17 protein-coding genes are annotated in these 24,242 nt (G+C 33.3%); 11 read left to right on the forward strand and 6 right to left on the reverse strand.

The annotated features are described in order from the left end of the window. Positions 1–7 precede the first annotated feature (7 nt). The 8 genes from ACKTTV_RS14905 (at position 8) to ACKTTV_RS14940 (ending at position 14,158) form a co-directional block, all read left to right on the forward strand. Complete coding sequence (locus ACKTTV_RS14905; RefSeq protein ID WP_408031656.1) at positions 8–1,402, forward strand: Ig-like domain-containing protein; 1,395 nt, start codon at positions 8–10, stop codon at positions 1,400–1,402. 24 nt (positions 1,403–1,426) lie between these two features. Beyond that, positions 1,427–2,254, forward strand: a complete 828-nt coding sequence (locus ACKTTV_RS14910; protein ID WP_408031657.1) for a glycoside hydrolase family 16 protein — start codon at positions 1,427–1,429, stop codon at positions 2,252–2,254. 21 nt (positions 2,255–2,275) lie between these two features. Then, complete coding sequence (locus tag ACKTTV_RS14915) at positions 2,276–4,279, forward strand: immunoglobulin-like domain-containing protein (protein WP_408031658.1); 2,004 nt, start codon at positions 2,276–2,278, stop codon at positions 4,277–4,279. 275 nt (positions 4,280–4,554) lie between these two features. Beyond that, complete coding sequence (locus ACKTTV_RS14920; RefSeq protein WP_408031659.1) at positions 4,555–7,995, forward strand: hypothetical protein; 3,441 nt, start codon at positions 4,555–4,557, stop codon at positions 7,993–7,995. A 96-nt stretch (positions 7,996–8,091) separates the two neighbouring features. After that, positions 8,092–9,375 carry a glycosyl hydrolase family 17 protein gene (locus ACKTTV_RS14925; RefSeq protein WP_408031660.1) on the forward strand — a complete coding sequence of 428 codons (1,284 nt, stop codon included), beginning with the start codon at positions 8,092–8,094 and terminating at the stop codon, positions 9,373–9,375. A gap of 61 nt (positions 9,376–9,436) precedes the next feature. Further along, positions 9,437–10,876, forward strand: coding sequence for a glycoside hydrolase family 30 protein (locus ACKTTV_RS14930; RefSeq protein ID WP_408032018.1), 1,440 nt, complete (start codon positions 9,437–9,439; stop codon positions 10,874–10,876). A 12-nt stretch (positions 10,877–10,888) separates the two neighbouring features. Next, entirely contained in the window at positions 10,889–13,222 is a 2,334-nt protein-coding gene (locus ACKTTV_RS14935; protein WP_408031661.1) for an MFS transporter, read from the forward strand. An 18-nt stretch (positions 13,223–13,240) separates the two neighbouring features. Further along, positions 13,241–14,158 carry a glycoside hydrolase family 17 protein gene (locus ACKTTV_RS14940; protein WP_408031662.1) on the forward strand — a complete coding sequence of 306 codons (918 nt, stop codon included), beginning with the start codon at positions 13,241–13,243 and terminating at the stop codon, positions 14,156–14,158. Positions 14,159–14,368: 210 nt separating this feature from the next. Here the strand turns inward: ACKTTV_RS14940 and ACKTTV_RS14945 are convergent, their stop codons facing one another. Both ACKTTV_RS14945 and ACKTTV_RS14950 read right to left on the reverse strand, forming a co-directional pair. After that, positions 14,369–14,977 (reverse strand): hypothetical protein, encoded by a 609-nt coding sequence (locus ACKTTV_RS14945; protein WP_408031663.1) that lies wholly within the window; start codon positions 14,975–14,977, stop codon positions 14,369–14,371. After that, positions 14,977–15,237 carry a hypothetical protein gene (locus ACKTTV_RS14950; RefSeq protein ID WP_408031664.1) on the reverse strand — a complete coding sequence of 87 codons (261 nt, stop codon included), beginning with the start codon at positions 15,235–15,237 and terminating at the stop codon, positions 14,977–14,979. The genes ACKTTV_RS14945 and ACKTTV_RS14950 overlap by 1 nt, the downstream gene beginning before the upstream one ends. Positions 15,238–15,434: 197 nt before the next feature. On the opposite strand from ACKTTV_RS14950, the gene ACKTTV_RS14955 reads away from it, so the two are divergent. Together ACKTTV_RS14955 and ACKTTV_RS14960 are read left to right on the forward strand one after the other, a co-directional pair. Further along, positions 15,435–15,860 carry a hypothetical protein gene (locus tag ACKTTV_RS14955; protein ID WP_408031665.1) on the forward strand — a complete coding sequence of 142 codons (426 nt, stop codon included), beginning with the start codon at positions 15,435–15,437 and terminating at the stop codon, positions 15,858–15,860. 11 nt (positions 15,861–15,871) lie between these two features. After that, a complete protein-coding gene (locus ACKTTV_RS14960) occupies positions 15,872–20,848 on the forward strand; it encodes a DUF4132 domain-containing protein (protein ID WP_408031666.1) in 4,977 nt (1,658 codons plus the stop codon). 84 nt (positions 20,849–20,932) lie between these two features. Here the strand turns inward: ACKTTV_RS14960 and ACKTTV_RS14965 are convergent, their stop codons facing one another. Genes ACKTTV_RS14965 through ACKTTV_RS14975 form a run of 3 tightly spaced genes read right to left on the reverse strand, consistent with a single transcriptional unit; the run spans position 20,933 to position 22,939 of the window. Next, positions 20,933–21,367: a carboxymuconolactone decarboxylase family protein gene (locus ACKTTV_RS14965; RefSeq protein ID WP_408031667.1), complete on the reverse strand. Its 435-nt coding sequence runs from the start codon at positions 21,365–21,367 to the stop codon at positions 20,933–20,935. Positions 21,368–21,420: 53 nt separating this feature from the next. After that, the gene (locus ACKTTV_RS14970; protein ID WP_408031668.1) at positions 21,421–22,005 is read right to left on the reverse strand and encodes a Crp/Fnr family transcriptional regulator; all 585 of its coding nucleotides are present in this window, start codon (positions 22,003–22,005) and stop codon (positions 21,421–21,423) included. 16 nt (positions 22,006–22,021) lie between these two features. After that, positions 22,022–22,939: a PhzF family phenazine biosynthesis protein gene (locus ACKTTV_RS14975; RefSeq protein ID WP_408031669.1), complete on the reverse strand. Its 918-nt coding sequence runs from the start codon at positions 22,937–22,939 to the stop codon at positions 22,022–22,024. A gap of 193 nt (positions 22,940–23,132) precedes the next feature. On the opposite strand from ACKTTV_RS14975, the gene ACKTTV_RS14980 reads away from it, so the two are divergent. Then, a complete protein-coding gene (locus ACKTTV_RS14980; protein ID WP_408031670.1) occupies positions 23,133–23,336 on the forward strand; it encodes a hypothetical protein in 204 nt (67 codons plus the stop codon). A 39-nt stretch (positions 23,337–23,375) separates the two neighbouring features. On the opposite strand, the gene ACKTTV_RS14985 is transcribed toward ACKTTV_RS14980, so the two are convergent. Then, complete coding sequence (locus ACKTTV_RS14985; RefSeq protein ID WP_408031671.1) at positions 23,376–24,185, reverse strand: hypothetical protein; 810 nt, start codon at positions 24,183–24,185, stop codon at positions 23,376–23,378. Positions 24,186–24,242: the final 57 nt, after the last annotated feature.

Raw genomic sequence — 24,242 nt, forward strand, 5'->3', positions numbered from 1 at the left:
TAATAAGATGAAGACTAAAAAATATATATACGCTAAAATCAGCTTATTTTTAGGTTTGATTTTACTGTCAACAGTAAGTTGTGAACGAGGACTTACTGAGGACGCTGAGTTAGCAACCTATCCAACGAATGGAAATATTTTTCTTGATAATTTTGAAGGGGGATTGGATTATTTTCCTTTTGGAGGTTCGTTTGCAGAAGCTTTTTCTGTGGATAGCGATGTAAAATATCAAGGAACTGCTTCAATGCGTTTTGATATTCCTGTGTTTGGAGTAGGATATGGAGGAGCTACATTTCAAAGTTTGGGTCCTAGAGATTTAACTGGGTATGATGCCTTAACCTTTTGGGCAAAGGCTTCTCAAGGAGCAGATATTAATGAAATAGGTTTTGGTATTGATGGTGATACCAATAATAAATACAGAGTAACTGTGGAAAATTTACAGTTATCAACGGTTTGGACGAAGTATGTGATACCTATTCCAGATCCTTCTAAGTTGGATCAAGAAAAAGGAATGTTTTGGTATGCTGAAGGAGCGGAGAATGAAAATGATGAAGGAGGTTATACTTTCTGGATTGATGAACTAAAGTTTGAAAAATTAGGAACTGTAGCACAACCAAGACCAGCTATTATGAATGGCGAAACTATTACACGACAAACGTTCAACGGAATAGTTTCTCAAATTTCTGGAACTCAAACATTCAATCTAGGATCAGGAGAAGATATAACATTCGCGGTAGCTCCATCTTATTTTACGTATAGCTCTTCGAATGAAAGTGTTGCAACAGTAAATGAATTAGGAGAGGTTACTGTTCATGGTGCTGGAGAAACTACAATTACTGCAACTTTAGGAAATGTTGCAGCAGCGGGTTCTTTAACACTCTCTTCTTTAGGTGATTTTGAATTACCAGCCGCACCTAATGTTCCAGCTAATCAGGTGATTTCTATTTTCAGTGAGGCCTATACAAGTGTGCCAGTTGATTATTTTAATGGCTTTTGGGCCCCATTCCAAACAACACAATCTGAAGATTTTGATATTAACGGGGATAAAATTTTAAACTATACCAATTTCAATTTTGTCGGAACTAGTTTTAGTAATCCTACCGTTGATGCTAGTGCAATGCAAAAGGTACATTTTGACATTTATATTCCTGGAACTTTGGATGCTGGTGCACAGTTAAAAATAACGATTAGAGATTTCGGTGCAGATGGAGCCGATGGAGGAGGAGATGATACAAATCAGGATATCACAATTAGCAGTGCTCAATTATCCGCTGGGAATTGGTCAAGTCTCGACTTTGATTTGAGTCTAGCCAATAAGAACAAACTTGGTTTACTGATTTATAGTAATGAGGGAACTAATTTAACGAATTTCTATGTAGATAATATTTATTTCTACAACTAACTATCCAAAGCTAAATCAAGAAATATGAATCGAATACATAAATTAATAGAAAACAGAGTCTTTAAGTATTCATTATTGATCCTTTTAACCACTTTTTTAGGATGTAACAATAGTGAAGAGCAAACTGTAGCCACTTTTACAAATTTGGTAATGGGAGATGACTTTGATACTGATGGAATGCCCGATAGTTCAAAATGGACATACGATATCGGAACAGGTACCAATGGATGGGGTAATAATGAATTACAGTATTATACCAATGATGAAAAGAATGTTACCGTTCAAAATGGAGTGTTAATAATCTCAGCAGAGAAAGAAGATTTTAATGGTTCTGGATATACTTCTGCTAGAATTAAAACACAAGGTTTATTTGATCAAACTTATGGTCGTTTTGAAGCAAGAATTAAAATGCCTTATGGTCAGGGAATATGGCCAGCATTTTGGTTGTTAGGATCAAATATTGATACGGTTGGATGGCCGCAATGTGGTGAGCTTGACATTATGGAGTTTAGAGGGCAAGAGCCTACAGTAATCCATGGGAGTATGCATGGTCCCGGGTATTCAGCTGGTGAATCTGTTACAAAAAGTTATACACTCGAAAATGATAGGTTCGATACTGGTTTTCATGTTTTTGGAATTGAATGGGGACCAGATTACGTGAATTATTATGTAGATAATGTGTTATATAACCAAATAACAAGAGAAGATGTAACTGGAGAGTGGGTTTTTGATCAGCCTTTTTTCATCATCATCAATTTAGCAGTAGGAGGAGATTTCCTTGGAGCACCAGATGCTAGTACTGTTTTTCCACAGCGTATGCTTATAGATTACGTAAGAGTGTACAAACAATAACCAATTTTAAAAGACATTAACATGAAACAAATTATAAAAAATATAAAGTTATTATCGATCTTTTTGTTGATCATTTCTTTTTCAGCGTGTGAAGAAGAAGATGCTGTTTTACCAAGTGTAAAAGCTGGTTTTACATATACAGTAAACCAAGAAATTGGTTTAGTGAAATTTATCAATACATCAGAAAATGCAGATAGATATTCGTGGGATTTTGGTGATGGAAATACATCAACTGAAATTGATCCGACAAAAACATATGAAACTGGTGAATATACTGTAACCTTAAAAGCAACTCATGCTTCTGGAGCGTCAGAAACTTTTGAAGATAAAGTATATATCAATATCCCAGTTCCAGTAAGATTACCTATAAGCTTTGATGAGGCGAATGTAAAGTATGATGAAGTTTCTATTTTTAATGGAACTGCGTTTGAAGTAGTTGATAACCCTGATATTTCGGGAGCAAATGCAACGGCGTCAAAAGTAGGGAAACTAACGAATAGTGGAGCTAACTGGGAAGGTTTTTTCTATGACTTAGATGCATCTGTAGATTTAACGACTGATAAAACCATAAAAATGAAAGTATGGGCCGAAACATCAGTTCCTGTATTGCTAAAATTAGAAGAAGGAACAGCGGCAGCTATTGAAATGGCAGTTACTCATGGAGGAACTGGTTGGGAAGAATTAATATTTACTTTTGATTCTGCAGCTAGTTATAATAGAATGACTGTGTTTGTAGATGGTCCTGGAACAGCAGCGGGTGCATTTTATTTTGACGATATTATGCAAACGGAAACAGTAGATGTTGTAGCACCAGTGATTACCTTGAATGGTGATGCTTCAATGACAGTAGTTGAGGGTAGTACTTTTACGGATCCAGGAGCTACGGCAACAGATAATGTTGATGGAGATATTTCAGCCAATATTGTAGTAGCAGGAGATACGGTTGATACAAATACCGTTGGAACTTATACAATTACTTATAATGTGAGTGATGCAGCAGGAAATGCAGCAACTGAAGTTAGCAGAACGGTAGAAGTAACTGCAGCACCAACTGCACCAACAGAAGGAGCTCCAGCCCCTCCAACAAGAGATGCTGCTGATGTAGTTTCTTTATTTAGTGATGCTTATACCAATGTAAGTGGAACTGATTTTAATCCAAACTGGGGGCAGGCAACTGTAGTAACCCAAGAAGATATTGCAGGAAATAATACATTAAAATATGCTGGTTTGAATTATCAAGGGATGCAAATTGGTAGTGCGCAAGACGTTTCTGGAATGACGCACTTACATATTGATTATTGGACAATTAATTCAACAGCTTTAAATGCATTTATAATAAGTTCTGGACCAGTTGAAACTGCCAAAGCATTAACAGTACCAACTTCAGGTTGGACAAGTATAGATATTCCTTTAACAGATTTTTCTCCTGTTGATTTAGCAGATGTTATTCAAATGAAGTTCGATGGAAATGGCGATATTTTCTTAGACAATATTTATTTCTATAAAGAATCTTCTGGAGGAGGAGGTGGTGGAACTACCAATGCGTTATCTGATTTTGAATCTGGAGATGATTATACAAAAGATGGAGATAGATTTGGAACAATAACAAGTGAAATTGTTGATAATCCTTCAGCAACAGGAATCAATACTTCGAGTAAAGTATTGAAAGTAGTTAAAAATACAGGAGCTGAGTTTTGGGCTGGTGTTCAGAATATATATTCATCAAATTTCCCAGATTTAACTTCAGCAACAGTAAAAGTGCAAGTTTATTCTAGTAAACCAAATGTTGTTTTTAGATTTGAAGCTGCTTTAAATCCTCAGACAGATCCAGCAACGGGTCAACCTGCAGGGGCATTTGCAACAGTTACGAATGCAAATGAATGGACAGAATTGACATTTACATTCCCTGGTGTACCACCTGGATCTGTATCTAACCAATTTGTTATTAAACCTGATAACGATCAAAGCAATAGTGATATTACTTCAGACGGAACGTATTATATAGATAATATAAGTATTGAATAAAACTTATTTCAGTTGAATGAGATACAGTCTTAATAACAGGAATTAAGTCTCATACTATTAAGAAAAGGCCAAGTTTTTTCTTGGTCTTTTTAAACCAAACCCTAATAAATGTATTAGAACTCTATATAAGAAAACATTTTCTTGAATTTTAGTTTGGCAACGACCATAATGGAATTTAAAACGCCTTTACTTTTTTAGTATTGATGTGTTTTAATGGGGAGTGTATTGTCTGATGCATAATAGAATACAAGACAAATATTGATAAAATATAAGAGATGATAAATTCTACTTTAAAGAAAGACGTAATGAAAAAAGTTTCTTTAGGAAAAACCGTGATTAACGGTGAAAAATTTTTCAAAATTTCGAATAGTGATGAAATGCGCCCATTTTTTATGAGTATAGTAAGCGCATCAAATCATTGGATGTTTATTTCTAGTAATGGAGGATTAACTGCTGGGCGGCAGAATTCAGAATTCTCTCTGTTTCCATATTATACAGATGATAAAATAACGGAAAGCGCAGAGATAACAGGAAGCAAATCAATCTTTCAGGTTCATAAACACGATAAATTTCATATTTGGGAACCGTTTTCTGAGCGATTTAGAGGTAAGTTTGAAATAACCCAGAATCTTTATAAGAATGAATACGGAAATAAAATACTTTTTGAAGAGATCAATCATGATTTAGATTTAGTATTTAGGTATCAATGGAATTCGAGTGATATTTATGGCTTTGTTCGTAAGAGTGAATTGGTCAATACCTCTGAAGAAACAATTAATGTTGAAATTTTAGACGGTGTTCAAAATATTATTCCTTACGGAGTTGGAAGTGATTTACAACGAGCGAGTAGTAATTTAGTAGATGCTTATAAAAGAAGTGAGTTAGATAAAACAACAGGGTTAGGTATTTACGCCTTAAGTTCGATTATTGTAGATAAGGCAGAACCGAGTGAAGCACTAAAAGCGAATGTCGTTTGGTCAATTGGTTTGAACAATGTCAAATATCTTCTATCTTCTTTGCAGTTAAAAAACTTCAGAGAAGGGAAAACAGTACATCAAGAGGAAGACGTAAAGGCAGAGAAAGGAGCCTATTTTGTGAATACAACATTAGAACTTCATCCAAATACTGGTGAAAGTTGGATGTTGATAGCCAATGTAAATCAAGATCATAGCAATGTTATTGAACTTTCTGAAAGTATCTTAAAGGATAGAGATTTAGAAGATAAAGTATACAATGATGTTGTTACGGGTACCAAAAAATTAATAAGCTTGAATGCCTCTTCAGATGCTATTCAGGTTACAGCAGATCAGTTAAGAGACACACGTCATTTTTCTAATACATTATTCAACATAATGCGTGGAGGTATTTTTGATGATAATTATACCATCGAGAAATACGATTTTCAGAATTATATACAAAAAGCAAATAAAAAAGTAGCTCGTAAAAATGAAGATGTCATAGAGAATCTTTCTGAAAAGTTTTCATTAATTGTTTTAAAGAAAATAGCTTCAGAAACAGAAGATATTAACTTCCGTCGCCTTTGTTTGGAGTATATGCCATTAAAATTTAGTAGAAGACATGGGGATCCAAGTAGACCTTGGAATAAGTTCTCAATTAATACAAGAAATGAAGATGGTTCTAAAATTTTGGATTATGAAGGTAACTGGCGTGATATTTTCCAAAACTGGGAAGCATTAGTCCATTCATATCCAGATTTTATTGAAAGTATGATTCATAAGTTTTTAAATGCAACTACTTTCGATGGATACAATCCATATAGAGTTACCAAAGATGGCTTTGATTGGGAAACAATTGAACCAGACGATCCTTGGAGTTATATTGGATATTGGGGAGACCACCAAATTATATACTTGTTAAAGTTCTTAGAGTTTGTTGAAAATCATCAGCCAGACAAATTAGAAAGTCTATTTACTAAAGATAATTTTGTTTACGCAAATGTTCCTTACCGAATAAAATCATACACTGATTTGTTAAAAAATCCTAAGGATACAATTGATTTCGACGAGGAATCTGATGAAGAAATTAGAAGAGGACGTAATGAATTAGGTGCGGATGGAGCATTGTTAAGAGATGAAAACCGCTTTATTATTAAGGTAAATTTCGTTGAGAAAATATTGGCTACAACTTTAGCAAAGATGTCTAATTTCATTCCTGAAGGAGGAATTTGGATGAATACACAACGTCCTGAATGGAATGATGCAAACAACGCGTTAGTAGGAAATGGAGTATCAATGGTAACCCTATACTATATGCGTCGTTTTTTGAAGTTTTTTAATGAAGTTTTCGAAAAATCTAGTATTGATACAGTAGAGGTTTCTAAGGAGTTGTTAAGCTTTTTTAATAGTGTTTTACATACCTTAAAATCACATAAGAACTTATTGTCTGGTCAGTTTTCAGATGCTCAAAGAAAAACGGTTTTAGATGGATTAGGTCAACCTGCTAGTGATTATAGATTACATATTTATGATAACGCTTTTTCTGGAAGAAAAGAACAAGTAAGTTTAGATTCTTTAAAGGAATTTGTTGAGGTGAGTTTAGCATATCTAGAGCACTCAATAAAAGCAAATAAGAGGGCAGATAACTTATATCATGCCTATAATTTAATGACCGTAGAAAGTCATAATGAAATCTCAATCTCTTATCTAGACGAAATGCTAGAGGGACAAGTAGCTTCTTTAAGTTCTGGATATTTAACTTCTGATGAGGCTTTAAAAGCTTTAGATGCAATGAAGAATAGTAAGCTTTTCCGCCCAGATCAATATAGTTATTTATTATACCCGAATAAAGAATTGCCTGGTTTTTTAAAACGTAATACTATTCCTCAGAAATCTATTGAAAATGCAAGTTTGTTAAAAAGTATTTCTTCCGAATCACTTCACAAAATTGTAGAACAAGACGTTAGAGGAAACTATCATTTTAACGGAAATTTTAAAAATGCCAATGATCTAGCGGAAGCTTTAGATAGTCTTGCTCAAAAGGTTTCAGAAGATGATAAAACCGAAATGCTACAAATATTTGAAGAAGTATTCAATCATAAAGCTTTTACAGGTCGTTCAGGAACATTCTATGGATATGAAGGGTTAGGCTCAATTTATTGGCACATGGTTTCAAAATTACAGTTGGCAGTTCAAGAATGTTGTTTAAAAGCAATCAAAGATGGCGAAAGCGCTGAAGTTGTTGGAAGGCTATTAGAACATTATTATGAAATCAACGAAGGTATTGGAGTGCATAAATCACCAACCTTGTATGGAGCATTTCCAACAGATCCTTATTCACATACACCTTCGGGTAAAGGTGCGCAGCAACCTGGAATGACAGGACAAGTAAAGGAAGACGTGTTAAGTCGTTTCGGAGAATTAGGTGTTTTTGTTACAGATGGTAAGTTGTATTTCGATCCGTGTTTACTGCGTAAAGATGAATTTTTGTCTAAGCCAAGATCTTTTAAGTATGTAGGGTTAAATGAAGAACTCAAAGAGATTCAACTAAATGAAAAAATGCTAGGCTTTACCTACTGTCAAGTCCCTATAATTTATAGGATTTCTAATGAATCTAAGCTAGAAGTATTAGAAAGCGATGGTAGTAAATCAGTCTTAAAAGGACTGAAACTAGATTCAGAAGCGAGTAAAAAAGTATTTAGTAGATCTGGAGAAATCTCTCAGATTATTGTTGACATAGAAATAGGTCATTTAAAATAAAAGTAATGAAACTGACATGTTTATAATGGCATTAGAAACTATGCTATTGTAAACATGGAAGTTCCATCTGATACAAACAACAACAAAACAAAACAGATGAAGAGACAAGCACACATATATCTACTCATTTTTTTAATAACTGTTTCGTGTGCTCAGAAACCAGATAAAGTTGAAAAGTATTCATCAAACAAGAAAAAAGTGACAGCTAAAGATATATTAGGAAACCCGAATTACTTAGCCATTTCATACGGTGGTTATAGAAAAGAGTCAAGAGATATTCAACCTACAATTGAAGAGTTAAAAGAGGATTTAAAAATTCTTCATGCTATGAATATTAAATTATTAAGAACTTATAATGTTCAATTACCTCATGCAGCTAATGTGGCAAAAGCGATTAGCGAAATAAAAAAGGACGATCCGGCATTTGAAATGTATATCATGTTAGGGGCTTGGATTGACTGCAAAAACGCATGGACAGGTCTTCCTGTTGATCATAATGTAGAAAGTGAACAGAATGAGGGTGAAATAGAACGAGCGGTGGCAATTGCTAATGAATATTCTGACATTGTTAAAATTATTGCCGTTGGAAATGAAGCAATGGTAAAATGGGCCACTAGTTATTATGTACAGCCTGGTGTAATTTTAAAATGGGTAAATCATTTACAAAATCTAAAGAAAGAAGGAAAACTTGATAAGGATTTATGGATTACCAGTTCAGATAATTTTGCTTCTTGGGGAGGGGGAAGTAATGAATATCATACGAATGATTTGAATAAACTCATAGCTTCTGTTGACTTTATTTCTATGCATACATATCCAATGCATGATACACATTATAACCCACGTTTTTGGGGTGTAGCTCACAAAGAAGATAGTTTAACGAGTCTTGAAAAAATTGAAGAAGCTATGCTTCGTTCAAGGAGATATGCAGAATCTCAATATCATGGAGTTGAACGTTACATGAAAAGTATTGGTGTTGAAAAACCAATTCATATTGGTGAAACAGGTTGGGCAAGTTATTCAAACGAACATTATGGAAACAATGGTTCTAAGGCTACTGATGAATACAAGGAAGCACTGTTTTATAAGCACATGAGAGATTGGACAGAGAAAGAAGGAATGTCGTGTTTTTATTTCGAAGCATTCGATGAAATATGGAAAGACCAACAGAACCCTGGTGGTTCAGAGAATCATTTTGGATTATTTACTATTGATGGTAAGGCAAAATATGCAATTTGGGATTTAGTGGATAAAGGAGTATTTGAAGGATTAACAAGAGGAGGGAATCCTATAGTTAAGACCTATAAAGGAAGTAAAGAAGCGTTGTTAATTGATGTATCAATGCCGCCAATAAAGAAAGAACTGGTGATAGCACCGTAAACTATAAATTATGAGAAAACTAACGAAACTAACCGCTTTGTTGTTTTTGTCTATTTTACTAATGAAATGTTCTAAGCAAAACGAATTAAATTTTGAAGTTTACGAAACTTCAGCAAGTGGTAATAAATTAACCTTGCTTACCCAGTTTTCTAAAAGTGAAGCCGCCGCTAAAATAGTTATTGATACCACAAAAAAGTACCAAACTATAACGGGATTTGGAGGGGCCTTTACAGAGTCTTCTGCTTATTTACTAAACAGATTAGGAAAAGACAACAGGAAAAGAATTATTGACGCTTACTTTAGTAGAGAGGGGGCCAATTATTCTTTGACAAGAACCCATATGAATTCTTGTGATTTCTCACTTACTCAATACTCATACACACCAACACCTGATAAAGAGCTCAAGGACTTTTCAGTAAAAGAGGATAAAGAAGATTTAATTCCGATGATTAAGGATGCTCTGGAAACTTCTAAAGACGGATTTAAAATTTTTGCATCACCATGGACAGCTTCTCCTTGGATGAAGGATAATAACCATTGGGTCGGAGGTAAATTATTGCCTGAATATTATGATACTTGGGCATTATTCTTTTCAAAGTATTTAAAGGCCTATGAAGCTGAAGGGATTGATATTTGGGGGTTTACAGTTGAAAATGAACCTCATGGAAATGGAAATAATTGGGAAAGTATGCATTATACTCCTGAAGAGATGACTGATTTTGTTCAACATCACTTAGGACCAAAATTAGAGGCTGATGGCTATGGTGATAAGATAATTTTGGGTTATGATCAAAATAGAGATGGATTAAAAGAATGGGTTGACGCTATGTATAAAGATGAAAAAACATCTAAATATTTCAATGGAACAGCGATTCATTGGTACGATAGTACTTACGAAATATTTCCGGAAGCATTGCAATATGCACATAATAAGGCTCCAAATAAATATCTAATAGAAACTGAAGGTTGTATTGATTCTGAAGTTCCAGCATGGAAGGATGATGCATGGTATTGGAGTAAGGAAGCGACTGATTGGGGATATGATTGGAGAGAAGAAAGTAAAAAATATTTACATCCTAAATATGCTCCAGTTTTTCGTTATGCACGTGATATTATTGGGTGTTTGAATAATTGGGTAGATGGATGGGTCGATTGGAATATGGTTCTTAATCGTCAAGGTGGACCAAACTGGTTTAAAAATTGGTGTGCAGCACCCATAATTGTTGATGAAATAGAAGATGAGATATATTTTACACCGTTGTATTATACGATGGCTCATTTTAGCAAATATATCCGACCTGGAGCTGAGGTAATTAAAGTAGATTCTTTTGATAAAGAAGTTATGGTTACGGCAGCAAAGAATCCAGATGGTACAGTTGCAGTTGTATTGTTTAATCCAACTGAAGAGGAGAAGAAATTTACTTTAGAATTAAGTGAAAACACTAAAGACATTTCAATACAGGCGAAAGCTTTACAAACTATAATTATTTCAACTAATTAAAACCAATTAACTATGTCGTCAACTACAACGAAAGTCCCTTTAAGTGAAAAAATAGCCTTCGGAATAGGAATGTTTGCTAATCAAATGTTTCCTGCCATATTAGGTATATTTATGGTAGTTTTAGTACAGGACCTTAAGTTTTCTGGACTCATGTGGGGAATGATATATCTTTTCCCAAGATTGTTTGACGCTATTTCTGACCCTATCATGGGGTTTGTTTCTGACAATACAAAATCGAAATGGGGAAGAAGAAAACCTTATGTACTTATTGGAGGTGTTTTGATGGGAATTGCTTATATTTTTATGTGGCGATTGTTCAAAGAGAACTCTGTACAGTATAATTTCTGGTATTTCTTTCTTTGGTCTATCGTTTTTTACTTGGGATTAACCTTTTTTAGTGTTCCTTATGTAGCCATTGGTTATGAAATGAGTGATGATTTTCATGAACGTACAAATATTATGGCTATTGCGCAATGGATAGGACAATGGGCTTGGGTAATAGCACCTTGGTTTTGGGTTATTATGTATGATCCTGAATGGTTTCCTTCCGCGGATGTAGCGGCACGAGAACTCGCCGTTTGGGTGGCAATACCCTGCGCAATTTGTGCTATTGTACCTGCTATTTTTATACGAAGTAAATCAACATTAGATGAAGAAGGTTACGAACCTTTAAGTTTTGGAAATATAAAAGGAAGCTTAGATAAAATATTCGGAAGTTTTGTTGAGGCATTTAAAATAAAGGAATTCAGAAAATTATGTATTTCTACGTTCTTTATATACAATGCATTTATGGCGGTTTCGTCATTAACCCTATTTGTAATCGTTTATAAGTTATTTAATGGAGATACAGAAGCATCGGGTATTTGGGTAGCTCTATTTGGATGTTTAGGAGCTTTAGGGACTACTTTCTTTGTGATTCCTGTGGTAGCATGGTTATCTAAAAAAATGGGAAAGAAAAAAGCGTTTATGCTTTCACAGGCTATTTCTATTATAGGGTATTCAATGATGTATTTTTTATTCATTCCTGGAAAACCATGGATGTATATTATTGCCTTACCGTTTTTCTCATTTGGAATAGGAAGTTTATTTACCATTATGATGTCTATGACCGCTGATGTTATTGATATTGATGAGTTGAACTCGGGAAAACGAAGAGAAGGAATTTTTGGCGCAATTTATTGGTGGATGGTAAAAGTTGGATTTGCTATAGCCGGAGCTTTAGGTGGTGTTATTATTTGGGCTGTTGGTTTCGAAGCAGGAGTACCAACAACGGAGCAACCAGGGGCTATAGATGGATTACATGCATTTTTTTGTTTTTTCCCAGTACTAGGTACTATTGGAGCAATGTGGGTAATGAAAGATTACGATGTGAGTGAGGAGCGATCAAACGAAATTAGAGCAGAATTAGACCGTCGTAAGAAGCCAAAAGGTTCAGGATACCAGGCCGACAAACTTTCTGAGTTGTTATCGTCAGATTTGCAAATAGACAACTCAATGGATTTTGATTTTGCCTCAAAATCTGACACCGAAATAAAGCAGCTATTCGATACTGTTTTCAATAGAAAATTACACGGACTTTGTTTTAGTCCTTATACTGAAGGTCAGAATATCGGAGATCAATTATCAGAAGAACAAATACAACATCGTATGGATATTGTAGCACCATATACTGAATGGATTCGTTCATTCTCTTGTACTGATGGAAATGAATTAATTCCGAAGGTAGCAAGAAGTAGGCGATTGAAAACGATGGTAGGAGCTTGGATAGGAAGTGATAAAAAACAAAATGACATTGAAATTAATAACTTAATCAATTTAGCCAAAGAAGGTCATGTTGATATAGCAGTTGTAGGGAATGAGGTGCTATTGCGTGATGATTTATCAGAAGAGGAGTTAATAGGGTATATTGATAGAGTTAAAAAAGCAATTCCAGATGTACCTGTTGGATATGTTGATGCTTATTATCAATTTGTACAAAGACCAAAATTGGTAGAGGCGAGTGACGTTATTTTAGTTAATTGTTATCCTTTCTGGGAAGGAAGCACAATTGAAGATACCTCTAATTATTTAAAGAAAATGTATGCAGTAACTCAGAAAGTTGCTAATGGCAAACCTGTGATTATTTCTGAAACTGGTTGGCCAAATAAAGGAGAAAGTTTTGAAGGGGCGGAGCCATCTGAAACGAATGCAATGCGATATTTTATCAATGCAATTAATTGGTCTCAGCATAAAGAAATACCAATGTTTTATTTCTCATCATTTGATGAATCATGGAAAGTACATCATGAAGGTGATGTTGGTTCAAGATGGGGAATTTGGGATAAAAATGAACAACTTAAATACTAAACTTAAAAAGATACTAAAATGTCTTATAGAACTGGAAAAATACAATCATTAATAAAAAGTTCTATATCTCTTGAAGGTAAATCTCAAGAAGAGTTAAAAGAGATATTTAATGATTTATTAATAGGGGGAATGCATGGAGTGTGTTCTAGTTTCTACGAAGAGGGACAAAAACCCGGGGATGAATTAGGAGAAGAACAAATTAGAAGAAGGTTAACCATTTTAAAACCTTATATAAAGTGGATTCGTTCATTCTCTTGTACCGAAGGAAATGAACTGATCCCTAAAATAGCCAAAGAAATGGGAATAAAAACTATGGTAGGAGCTTGGCTAGGTGATGATCCTGAAATTAATGAAAAAGAAATTGAAGGACTTATTCAATTGGCTAACGAAGGATATGTGGATATTGCTGCGGTAGGCAATGAAGTAATGTATCGTAAAGATTTAACGGAAGATGAATTGTTAGTTTTTATGGAAAGAGTTAAAAAAGCATTGCCAGAAAGTATTCCAATGGGGTATGTTGATGCCTACTACGAATTTACGCAAAGACCAAGAATTACTGAGGCATGCGATGTGATTTTGACGAATTGTTATCCTTATTGGGAAGGATGTGATATTGACTATTCATTGATGTATATGAAGCAAATGTATCATCAGGCAAAAGATGCAGGGAAAGGGAAGCCTGTTATCATTACTGAAACAGGATGGCCTAGTCAAGGCGAAGGGCTGAGAGGAGCTATTCCTTCTCAAGAAAACGCAATGAAGTATTTTATTAATACACAAAGTTGGGCTAAAGAAGAAGATATTCCAGTATTCTATTTCTCATCATTTGATGAATCTTGGAAGCAAGGAGACGAGGGTGTTGTTGGAGCTTATTGGGGAATATGGGATAAAAATGAAGAACTAAAATTTCAATCAGTCTTGACTGCTTCAAGTTAAGAGTAATTGTTTCTTTTTAAATTGAGATAAACCACGTTGCAATGTATTTTGCGATGTGGTTTTTTATAATAAAAAGGTGATGTTACGCTGTAATTCTAATCTTCCGAAGAAACACAAAAAATAATACAGGTATTTGAAATTAAAACTTGATTATAAAGTTAAAACTCCCTTAATTCAAATTATGGGAGTTTTAATATTTATGAGTAATAATCACTCTGCTAACTTTTTAAACTCTTCTCTATATTTCTTTGGCATTTTCCAACTGTAGTTTTTCAAAATACTTCGATAAACTTTTTTCCAATGGGGAGAGTTTTTATCAGCTAGTCTCGATTTATTTTTACCCAAATACCTTGCTATTTCATATACTTGATGATAACTGTTATAAGAATTCTCGCTTTTTATAAACGCATCAATTGCTTTTTGTACTTCTTTCTGAAGTAAGTAGTCAAAACCAAGGATTTCATACTCTTTTGCTTTTTGTAAATTACGATTCTCTTTCTTCGTAACTTCGAAATGAGTGCTCGTAGGAATTCCTTTTTTAGTCATTAATTCCTTTCCCTTTTTTACAGTATTGGTGTCTTTTGAAGTAGAAGTAATTTCCAATATCTGGTTTTCCAACTCTATTAAGTCTTTTACTTTTTCAGCTCTTATAGATTCGAGTTGTTCTATTTCATTTTTTTTGGTTGTAATATCCTTATCCAAAACTTGTACCTGGTTTCCCAAAGAAAAACTATGATATATAAGAAATGAATATCCCAAAATACTCGCTACAATTCCTACAATTGTAAATGTTCTGATGTTACTATTTGTTGCTCCCATTACTCCTTGTTTTCTAAATCAAAAAATGCATTCATAATATCATCCCAAATTTTAAATACTTTGGATAAACAGAAGAAAATAGTACCTCCTGGCGCCATTAATGAAAGCCCTGTTTCCCATTTATTATTTACAAAGGCCACAACGGCAACAACAATAATAATAATGGCACAGATAGCAATTAGTACGAGGTAAGTATAGCGTTCAATTTTAAACTTGTCTACAAGCCTTTCTATGTCTTGTATGGTAACTTTTTCTGACATGGTTAGTAGTGTTAAAGTGTTGATTATCTCTTTAAAGTTACTAAAAATAAAAACGTTAACGCGAATATTAGACGAATTCTAGCGAATAGTAAATAAATAAAAGAAACTTTCACAATAAATTATATCATTGTTATGATATGGCTGAGTAACTTCATTGTATATTGTTAGAGCAAAGTATAATCTAAGAAAGAGATAAAATGAATATACAAATACGTGTAAAACAATTGGGAAAAAGAAAACCAATTATTGAAAATAAAACGCTTGATATTCCTAAGTTAAATTCAGGAAGCACTTTAAAAATATTTTTAGAAAGAGTTGTAGAGCAGCAAGTAAATACCTTTAACTCCCGGATTGACAATCCTGAAGTTCTTAATTTTTTACTGCCAAACCAACTTGATACCATGGTATCTGAAGGGAAGGTAGATTTTAAAGAATCCTATAATTCCGAGAAAGCAAAAGTAAATGAAGCACAAGAGGTGGCTTTATTGGCATTTAAAGATGGTATATATAAAGTTTTTCTCGATGATGATGAATTGGAAAATTTAGATGACACACTGGAATTTACAGAAAAGAATACATTCACTTTTATTCGTTTAACATTTTTAGCTGGCGGATACTATTAAAAAGAAATAAGATGACTAACGACCAAATAACTAATTATTTAGAAACCAAAAAAATTGTAAAAGAAACCGATTGGCACAATGAACTCATTGATCGCGTTAATCTACAACGTAAATCATTATCCGTTGAAAACAATAACCTTTTACTTAAACTACTTGATCTTTCAAGTGAATTTTCGGAGTATGATGATTGGAACACACGTTCTAAAAAACGCTGGGAAGCTTTAAAAAAATCAAAACTAAATAGAGAACGTCCTTGGGATAATAGAACCAAAGAGATGTTGGTTGCTATGTTTGGTGAAAATGCAGATTATATAGTTTATGGATGGTTAAAGATCACAGAAGGAATGTATCAATCAGGTTATGCTCGAAGATCATTTCGATTACCTGGTAAAAAAGAAAAGTATTTTTACAATCAAGTTAATTGGTTGCATAATTTATGGAAAGAGTGGAAGTATAATTTAACTCTTGAAGAATATGCCAAATTTGGAAATCATATTGGAGATTATAGTTTCTCTTATGTGTATGCGGCAGCAATAGATAACAATCATCCAACATTACTAAAATCTTTATTAAATATCTTACAAGGTGATGCCGAAGTGGGAACAGTTTCAAGAAGTATTATTAAAGGGTTGTTGTTATCAAATAAAAAAGAAGCTTGGGAGGCGGTTAAAAACCTTTTGCTAGCAGCGCAACGCCAAGAAGGTTTACGTCAAGTAATTCTTGAATGTCTTGATGAAACAAGTACTGGAGCTTTGGTTTATTTGTTAGAGGTAATTCTTGAAGAAGATTTATTACGATTTAGCTCTGTGGTGAGAAGTTTAGATGTTTGGACTGGAATGAGGTGGGAGAGTGAACGAAAATCAGCAATAAAAACAGCTCTTAATTTTGGATTGCAATATTTAAAAGAACCAGAATCTATTAAAGAAGGAGTGCTGTCTAAAAATAATGTTCAAATACATATGGCTTTATGGGCGCAAGGAGTGTATGATGTAGAAAAGTGTTATCCTTTTTTACAACAACTTGTTGTCAATGGAACACAAGAAAAGAGAAATATAGCCTTGTATTTTGCCAACCAAACCGATTTATCAGATCATAATAATATTTTGGTAGAGCCATTAAGAGGTTCAGATTCATTATGGGATATGTATTGGGTGAATGAATTAGCACATATTGATAATTTTGAAGAGGCTCATGAACTTTATCAAAAACTATATATGAGTTTACCCGAAAAAGAGAAAGTACTTCCAAATAAAGGGTTTGAATGGATTATAGCTAAGGTTAGTAAAAATTCGGTAACCTATCCTTGGATTAGTAGTGCTGAAGATAGCGAAGAAAACTTGCGATTGATTTTTCCCTTTGTGACCGAATTTGGGTTAGAAGGTAGAGAACATTTTGCTCGATTGGTTTTTAAAAAATTCTATCATTATGGCTATCAAAAAGACAAAGTTAATAAGGTGCCTACTAGTTTTCAAAAAGAGATGGCACTAACGCTTATTGAAGATCGAAGTTCGATGGTGCAAAGTGCTGCATCTAAAGTTTTGGAGAGTGCTACTATAGAAGAGAGAGATGTTCCTGTTTTAGAAGATATTCTTCGTAAAAAAAGTGCGGCGTTGAGAAAAGGAGTATTAGGTATTTTGATTAAGCAAGATGATGAAAAGGTGCTAAAAAGCATCCATTCATTGGCCAGTTCAAAATTAAAAAATAAGCGATTGGCGGCTTTAGATTTGCTGAAGCAGTTACATCAGCAAGATAGAGCTCTTGATAAAGTTGCTGAGGAAGCTAGGAATTATAGAGATTTGTATGCAACCACTCCTGATGAGGAGTTAATTCTTAAAGATTTAATAAGGGAAAAAACAAACTATACTGCAGAAAATGGTTGGGGTTTATATGACCGCAAAGAGTTATCTCCTGCTGTACTTCCAGAAGTTAATTCATCTCATAATTTCCATAAACGTATTTTTTCTACTAAAAAAGGACTTTTTAGTAGAAAGAAGTCACACAGTGGATTTAGCATGCCTATTGAAAAAATAGAAGAACAGTTGCATGCACTTGATGCTTTAATTGAGAAAAACAAAGATGTAGAATTTGAAGCTTCAAATTATAGAGGAGGAAAGGAAACTTATTTGGTAGGAAACACATTGTTTCATACAGAAACAAGAAGAAGTAAAGATAAAAAGGAGTATTCAAACGAGGAATGGTATCATCTCTTCCCATTAGCAAATGTTTGGAAAAACTGGTTTGTAAATTCGAAATTGGATGCCCTTGATCTGGAGTATTTAATGTTTTATTCAGGATATAATAAAATTGAAAAGAAGAAAAACTCAAAATGGATTTTTGAACTAGTTGAAAAATACTACAGTCAAGTATTAACAAAACAGAATTACGATAATAAGTCCAAATTTAAATATGAGTACCAAATAGAGGCTATTATCCAGGCTTTGCAAGTATTGTATAAATACAATGATTCTTCCTACTGGTTAGAAGGGGCTATTTCTATTTGTAATGAATATCCAAGAAAAGAGTTAGATAAAGGTGTCGTTTTATCAAATGGGTATTCTGATTATACTTCTTATTTCACTGATTTGCCATTCTTTTCTAACTATTTAAATAATGTTGAAGCAAGTGAATTAAATGAAACGGATTTGATACGTTTGTATCAATTAGAAATCTGGATTAATAGTAATGTATACAAAGAGCAAAGACATAATTTATGGAGGTTTTGTGAATACTTTAATCGTTTGGAGCTTTCAGAACCTGATATCATGTATTATTTGGTAAATGCAGATATGATAGGACAGTTAACTAATCCGAAAAAGAATAGATACCAACAGCGTGATTGGAAATCATTGTCGCCGAAATTACTTGAAAGCGGTTATATTGAAAGAGTCGTTGATCGTATACTCGAAATTGAACTGGTAAGAGGTGAGTCAGACACGGGTGTGAGTTTCTTAGCCCGAGCAATCAAAGAAATAAAAGGAGTAGACTATCTTGTTAAATGTATTCAGGCACTTGGTAAGGATAAGTTAGAAACTGGTTATTCCTATGGCAGTATGTCAAAAAGAAGCATGATGAGCCAGTTATTATCTAATACGGTTCCTTCATCTGATGATACCCAAGAAGAATTTGATACAAAGGTTAAAGTAGCAAAGTTCACAGAAAAACGTTTAATTGAAGTTGCTATGTACGCTCCGCAATGGCAAAGACTTGTTCAATCTCACCTTGACTGGGAAGGTTTAGAAAGTGCCATTTGGTGGTTGCATGCACATTCGAGTCAATATTTAAATGCACAAAAAGAAACAGAAATAGCAAGGTACTCTTCAATTCCTATTGAAGAATTTAATCAAGGAGCTGTGGATGTTGATTGGTTTAATTCGATATATAAAGTATTAGGTAAATCTCGATGGAAATTAGTATATGATGCAGCTAAATATATTTCATATGGAAACGGGCATACTTTAGCTAAGTTGTATGCAGATGTTATTTTAAAAGAGGTGAAAATAACCGAAGTAACCAAAAGAGTTAAAGAGAAAAGAAATCAAAACTATTTACGTGTTTATGGGTTGGTACCGTTAAGTAAAACTGTGCCCCAGAAAGATGTATTAAAGCGTTATAACTATTTACAGCAGTTTTTAAAAGAGAGCAAACAGTTTGGTTCTCAACGACAAGAAAGTGAGAAGCTAGCAGTACAAATTGCAATGGATAATTTAGCAAGAAATGCAGGGTACACAGACCCTATTCGTTTGACATGGTCTATGGAATCTCTGCAAGCACAACAATTATTATCGAATGCTCAAGAGTTAGTTTTTGATGAGGTTAAAATTTGGTTAGAGGTTGATGAGGAAGGAAAATCAAATGTTTTTGTATCTAAAAAAGGGAAGTTACTAAAGAACATTCCTGCGAAACTGCGTAAAGATAAAGAGGTATTAAAACTAAAGGATTTCAATAAAAAATTAACAGAGCAATATCGTAGAACTAGAAAGTCTTTAGAGCATGCAATGGTAAATCAAGATGAGTTTACTTTTGAAGAGATTATTGGGTTATCAAATCACCCGGTCGTGAAACCGATGTTGAAAAAATTGGTGCTAAAATCAAACTCAAACAACTTAGGTCTTTGGAAAGAAAATGCTTTACATGATGTTGATGGTGATGTATTTAACACAAATGAAAAAGATACATTTTATATAGCTCATTGTGTTGATTTATATGAAAGTAAAAAATGGTCTGCTTGGCAACGTTACTTTTTCCAAAATGAATGGAAGCAACCTTTTAAGCAAGTATATAGAGAACTATATGCTCCAACACCAGATGAAGAAAAAGAAGGTTCGGTAAGTAAACGTTATGCAGGACATCAAGTTCAACCTAAAAAAACACTAGCATTATTAAAAGGAAGAGGTTGGACAGTTGATTATGATAATGGATTACAAAAGGTAATACACAAACATCATATTATTGTTGAATTATATTCATTAGCTGATTGGTTTTCTCCTGCGGATGTTGAAAATCCGACTTTAGAAACGATACGTTTTTATCATAAAAAGGATTATAAACCAATTCCTTTTAATGAAGTTCCGAAACATGTTTTCAGTGAAGTTATGCGGGACGTTGATTTAGTGGTTTCTGTAGCGCATGCTGGAGGAGTAGATCCTGAGGCAAGTTTGTCTACTGTAGCTCTAAGAAAAGTTATTGCAGAGGAAAGTGCTAAATTGTTTAAATTAAATAATGTATCGTTCAAAGAAAGGCATGTTTTAATAGAAGGGCATCATGCTAATTACAGTCTCCATTTAGGGAGTGGAGTAGTTCATGTACAGCCAGGAGGGTATGTAAGCATTATACCAGTCCATTCTCAGCATAGAGGAAGAATCTTTTTACCTTTTGTGGATGAAGATCCGAAAACAGCAGAAATTGTTTCTAAAATGTTATTGCTAGCGGAAGATAAAAAATTAAAAGATCCAACAATTTTAGGGCAATTGGTAGGAACCATGGTATAAATCTAATATACTATGAACATATAAAGTGGAACTCTAAATTTGATCTCTAAGAGCAAATTTAGAGTTTCACTTTTTTATGCTTTTTTAAAAAGGCATGTGTGTACTCACAGCAATTCGATTCCATGAATTTATGGTAGTGATAGCCATAATAATTTGGCAAGTATAGCTTTCTCCAAATAGAGAAATTGCTTTTTGATAAGTATTACCGTCTAGTCCTTTTTTATGAATTAAAGTGATTTCTTCCGTCATTTGTAAAATAGCCTTTTCTTCATTTGTAAATGATTCCGAATCCTTCCAAGCGTTTAATTGAAAAATACGTTCCTTGGTTTCACCAATGCTTAAGGCTTCTTTGGTGTGCATGTTCAGACAGAAAGGGCATTTGTTGATTTGAGAAGCTCGAATCTTAATTAATTGCTTGTGTATTTTAGATACATCACTTTCTTTTAAATAATTTTCTAAAACATACATTCCTTTGAAGGCAGTTGGTTGTTGAACATTAATTTGTACTCTTTGTTCCATAGGTGTTAAATTTTAAGTTGAAACAAAGGTATAATCGAGAACTAATGAAGTTCTTAAGCTGGTTTAAGAACGTGTTTTTTACGTATTTCACTAACATATTCAGGAGTTAGACCTAAAAATGAAGCAATTAAATATTGTGGAACCCTTTGTGCGAAATCAGGAAACTCTTTAACGAAATGAAAATATATCTGTTCTTTTGAGTAATCAAATAAGTACCTGAACTTATTCAAAGAAGCACCATATGAAATTTGGTATATGATTCTAAAGTACTTTTCTAATGCCGGAAATTTGTCCAAAAGGGCATCGTGATTTTTAGCGTTTATAGAAAGAACTTTCGTTGTCTCAACAGCTTGAATATAAAAATCTGTATGCGAGCCTTGAAAAAACGCTAAAAAATCTGAGATCCACCAATTCTCAATAGCAAATTTTATAGTTCTTTTGGTTCCGTTTTCTCCTATAAAATACATATGAACACAGCCTTCTAAAACAAAATGAATTGTATCACAGGTAGTGTTTCCTTCAACAAGTAGTTGTTTTTTCTTTAATTGATTTACTTCGAAAAAAGGAAGTATCTGCTCAAATTCTTGTTGAGTAATTGTAGTGAATTGATTGATATGTTGAAAAAATCTCTTAGGCATTTATAACAAGTTGAGGTTAAATATACCATTTTCCAGAACCAACAGAAACTACTTGCCCACCAACTTTAATGGTGTAATTTCCATTGTTAATATTTCCATTTAATTTCAAATAGGATGGTCTGTCCATTTGAAAGCCTTGTTCAGTAGTTACAGAAATTGTAGGGTCTACATTTTTCAAAAGATACGCTAAAAAGCAGCCATTGGCACTACCCGTTGCTGCATCTTCAATATATACTCCATTTTCAATAAGAAGCATTCTGGTATGATAATCATTCTCTTTGTCAACAGTTTCTTCCGTAAAGAAGAAGAAAGAAGTACTTAGACCGGTAGAACTATTTGATTTATGTTTTTTCTCTTCTATTAAAAAGTTGATTGTTCTTTTTGCTTCCAGTTCCATTTTGTTAATACTCTCAATATTTTTGATCGGAATAATGATATAGGGCAATCCAGTTGTTATTTCTTGAATTGGTAAGGAAGTATTTATAAGAGATAAGTCAATATCAAGTTTTTCTGAAATCTCTTTGTGAGAAAAATCGGCTATAAACTCTGGACTAGCTTGAGTCATGGTAAATAGACAGCTTTCAATATCTTGAGTATTGCTGAGAGCAATATCGATATCAGCATGTCTTAAACTTAAAGTAAGATTTCCCTTAGGGGAAGGAATAAGGTATTTAGAAATAACATATGCAGTTCCCAAAGAGGGGTGCCCTGCAAAAGGGACTTCATATTCAGGTGTAAAAATTCGAACATCAAATTTTTGATTATCATGGTTTTTCTTGATGAATGTAATTTCAGCAAAACCAAGTTCTCTAGCAATTTGCAACATGTCATTGTCAGAAGCTAAATTTTCATAATCAATAAAAACAGCAAGTTGATTACCACCGTATTTTGTGTCAGTGAATACATCAACAAGATAGTATGTAAGTTCCTTCATTTGTTAGTTTTTACCAAAGATACTCTTTACCCATTCAAAAACCTTTTTCTTTTATCGAAAATTGATCAAAATTTTGCTTTATCAAGAGTTTATGATTTACAGAAATATATTAGGTTCTATATGCTCAAAATCTAGAAAAACAACTTTAATAAATTAGGAAAAGATTACCTTTGTTACTCCAACTAACTACATAATGACAAAGAAGACTAACCAACAGTATTTAGACACTAAAAAGAAACAGAAAGAAGAAGGTCAGAGACCAAAGTTAACTTCCAAGAAAATGATAGTAAATTTGATTTTGACTATTGTTTTTATCGCTGTAGCAAATATTTTTTTTAAGAAATGTTCTGTGAAAATTAAAGATAATAAAAGGATTGAAATTGAAAGAAAAAATTAAAAAACACTATTAAAGGTTTTTTCTTTTAATAGTTTAATCCTACATATATATTTTTAAAGGTAGTTCAGGTCTTAGATCAAAGGTTTTGTTTTGTTTATGATTATCAAAATAGATTTCTAATAAATAGGTGTCCCCAGTTTTAAAATCAATCATTTCTATTTTATCTATTTCGTTGATAAAATCCTTTGCACTGCTGTGTTCTTTGAGAGTATACACAAGTTTGGTGATTTTTTGAACTCCATTTTTATGTTTAAAAAACTCACGCCATATTGAGTATTCTTCAGGAATTTTACTCAGGTCTTCGAGATTTTTAAATTCATCAAAAGCAATTTTAGGATACACAACAAAAATTGATGGTGTTGATTTATGTTTTTTAGAATCTGATGCGGCATAGATGCTATTACCTTCTCCCATCCAATCTTGATGATATTCGATTGTTTTGAAGGGGATGGAATTAGGAGCATACTCTTTCATCTTTAACCCAATACCAAAAGGACTAAACTCGTTTGAAGAATTATTTGCTCTTTCTTCAAAATCTAAAGAGGGATTTGATTTTATATTATTTTGAAATTCGGTACTGTCATTTACATAAATTAACTCCAAATAGGTGTTCAAAAAATTAAAATACCTTCCTGTGGTACCTTGACCTTTGTGGATTTGAGATAATGAGTCAGGAACTGCGGTAAAACCCAAATCTTTTATTTTAGATTTTGGTAGGGCAGGATCTTTAACCCAAATAAGAACATGATCAACCTCAAGCAATTCATTCTTAATATTCGATTTACACCCTGTAAATATTAAAAGGAAACCAATGATTTTTAGTAAAATAAGAATGTTTTGTTTGTTCATGATTGTTCTTATGTTTTATAAAAAAGTCAAAAAGGATTAGTGTTCCCTTTTGACTTA

Origin of the sequence: Tenacibaculum xiamenense (genome assembly GCF_964513065.1) — a bacterium.
In the GTDB taxonomy this organism is placed as follows: Bacteria; Bacteroidota; Bacteroidia; order Flavobacteriales; family Flavobacteriaceae; genus Polaribacter; species Polaribacter xiamenense.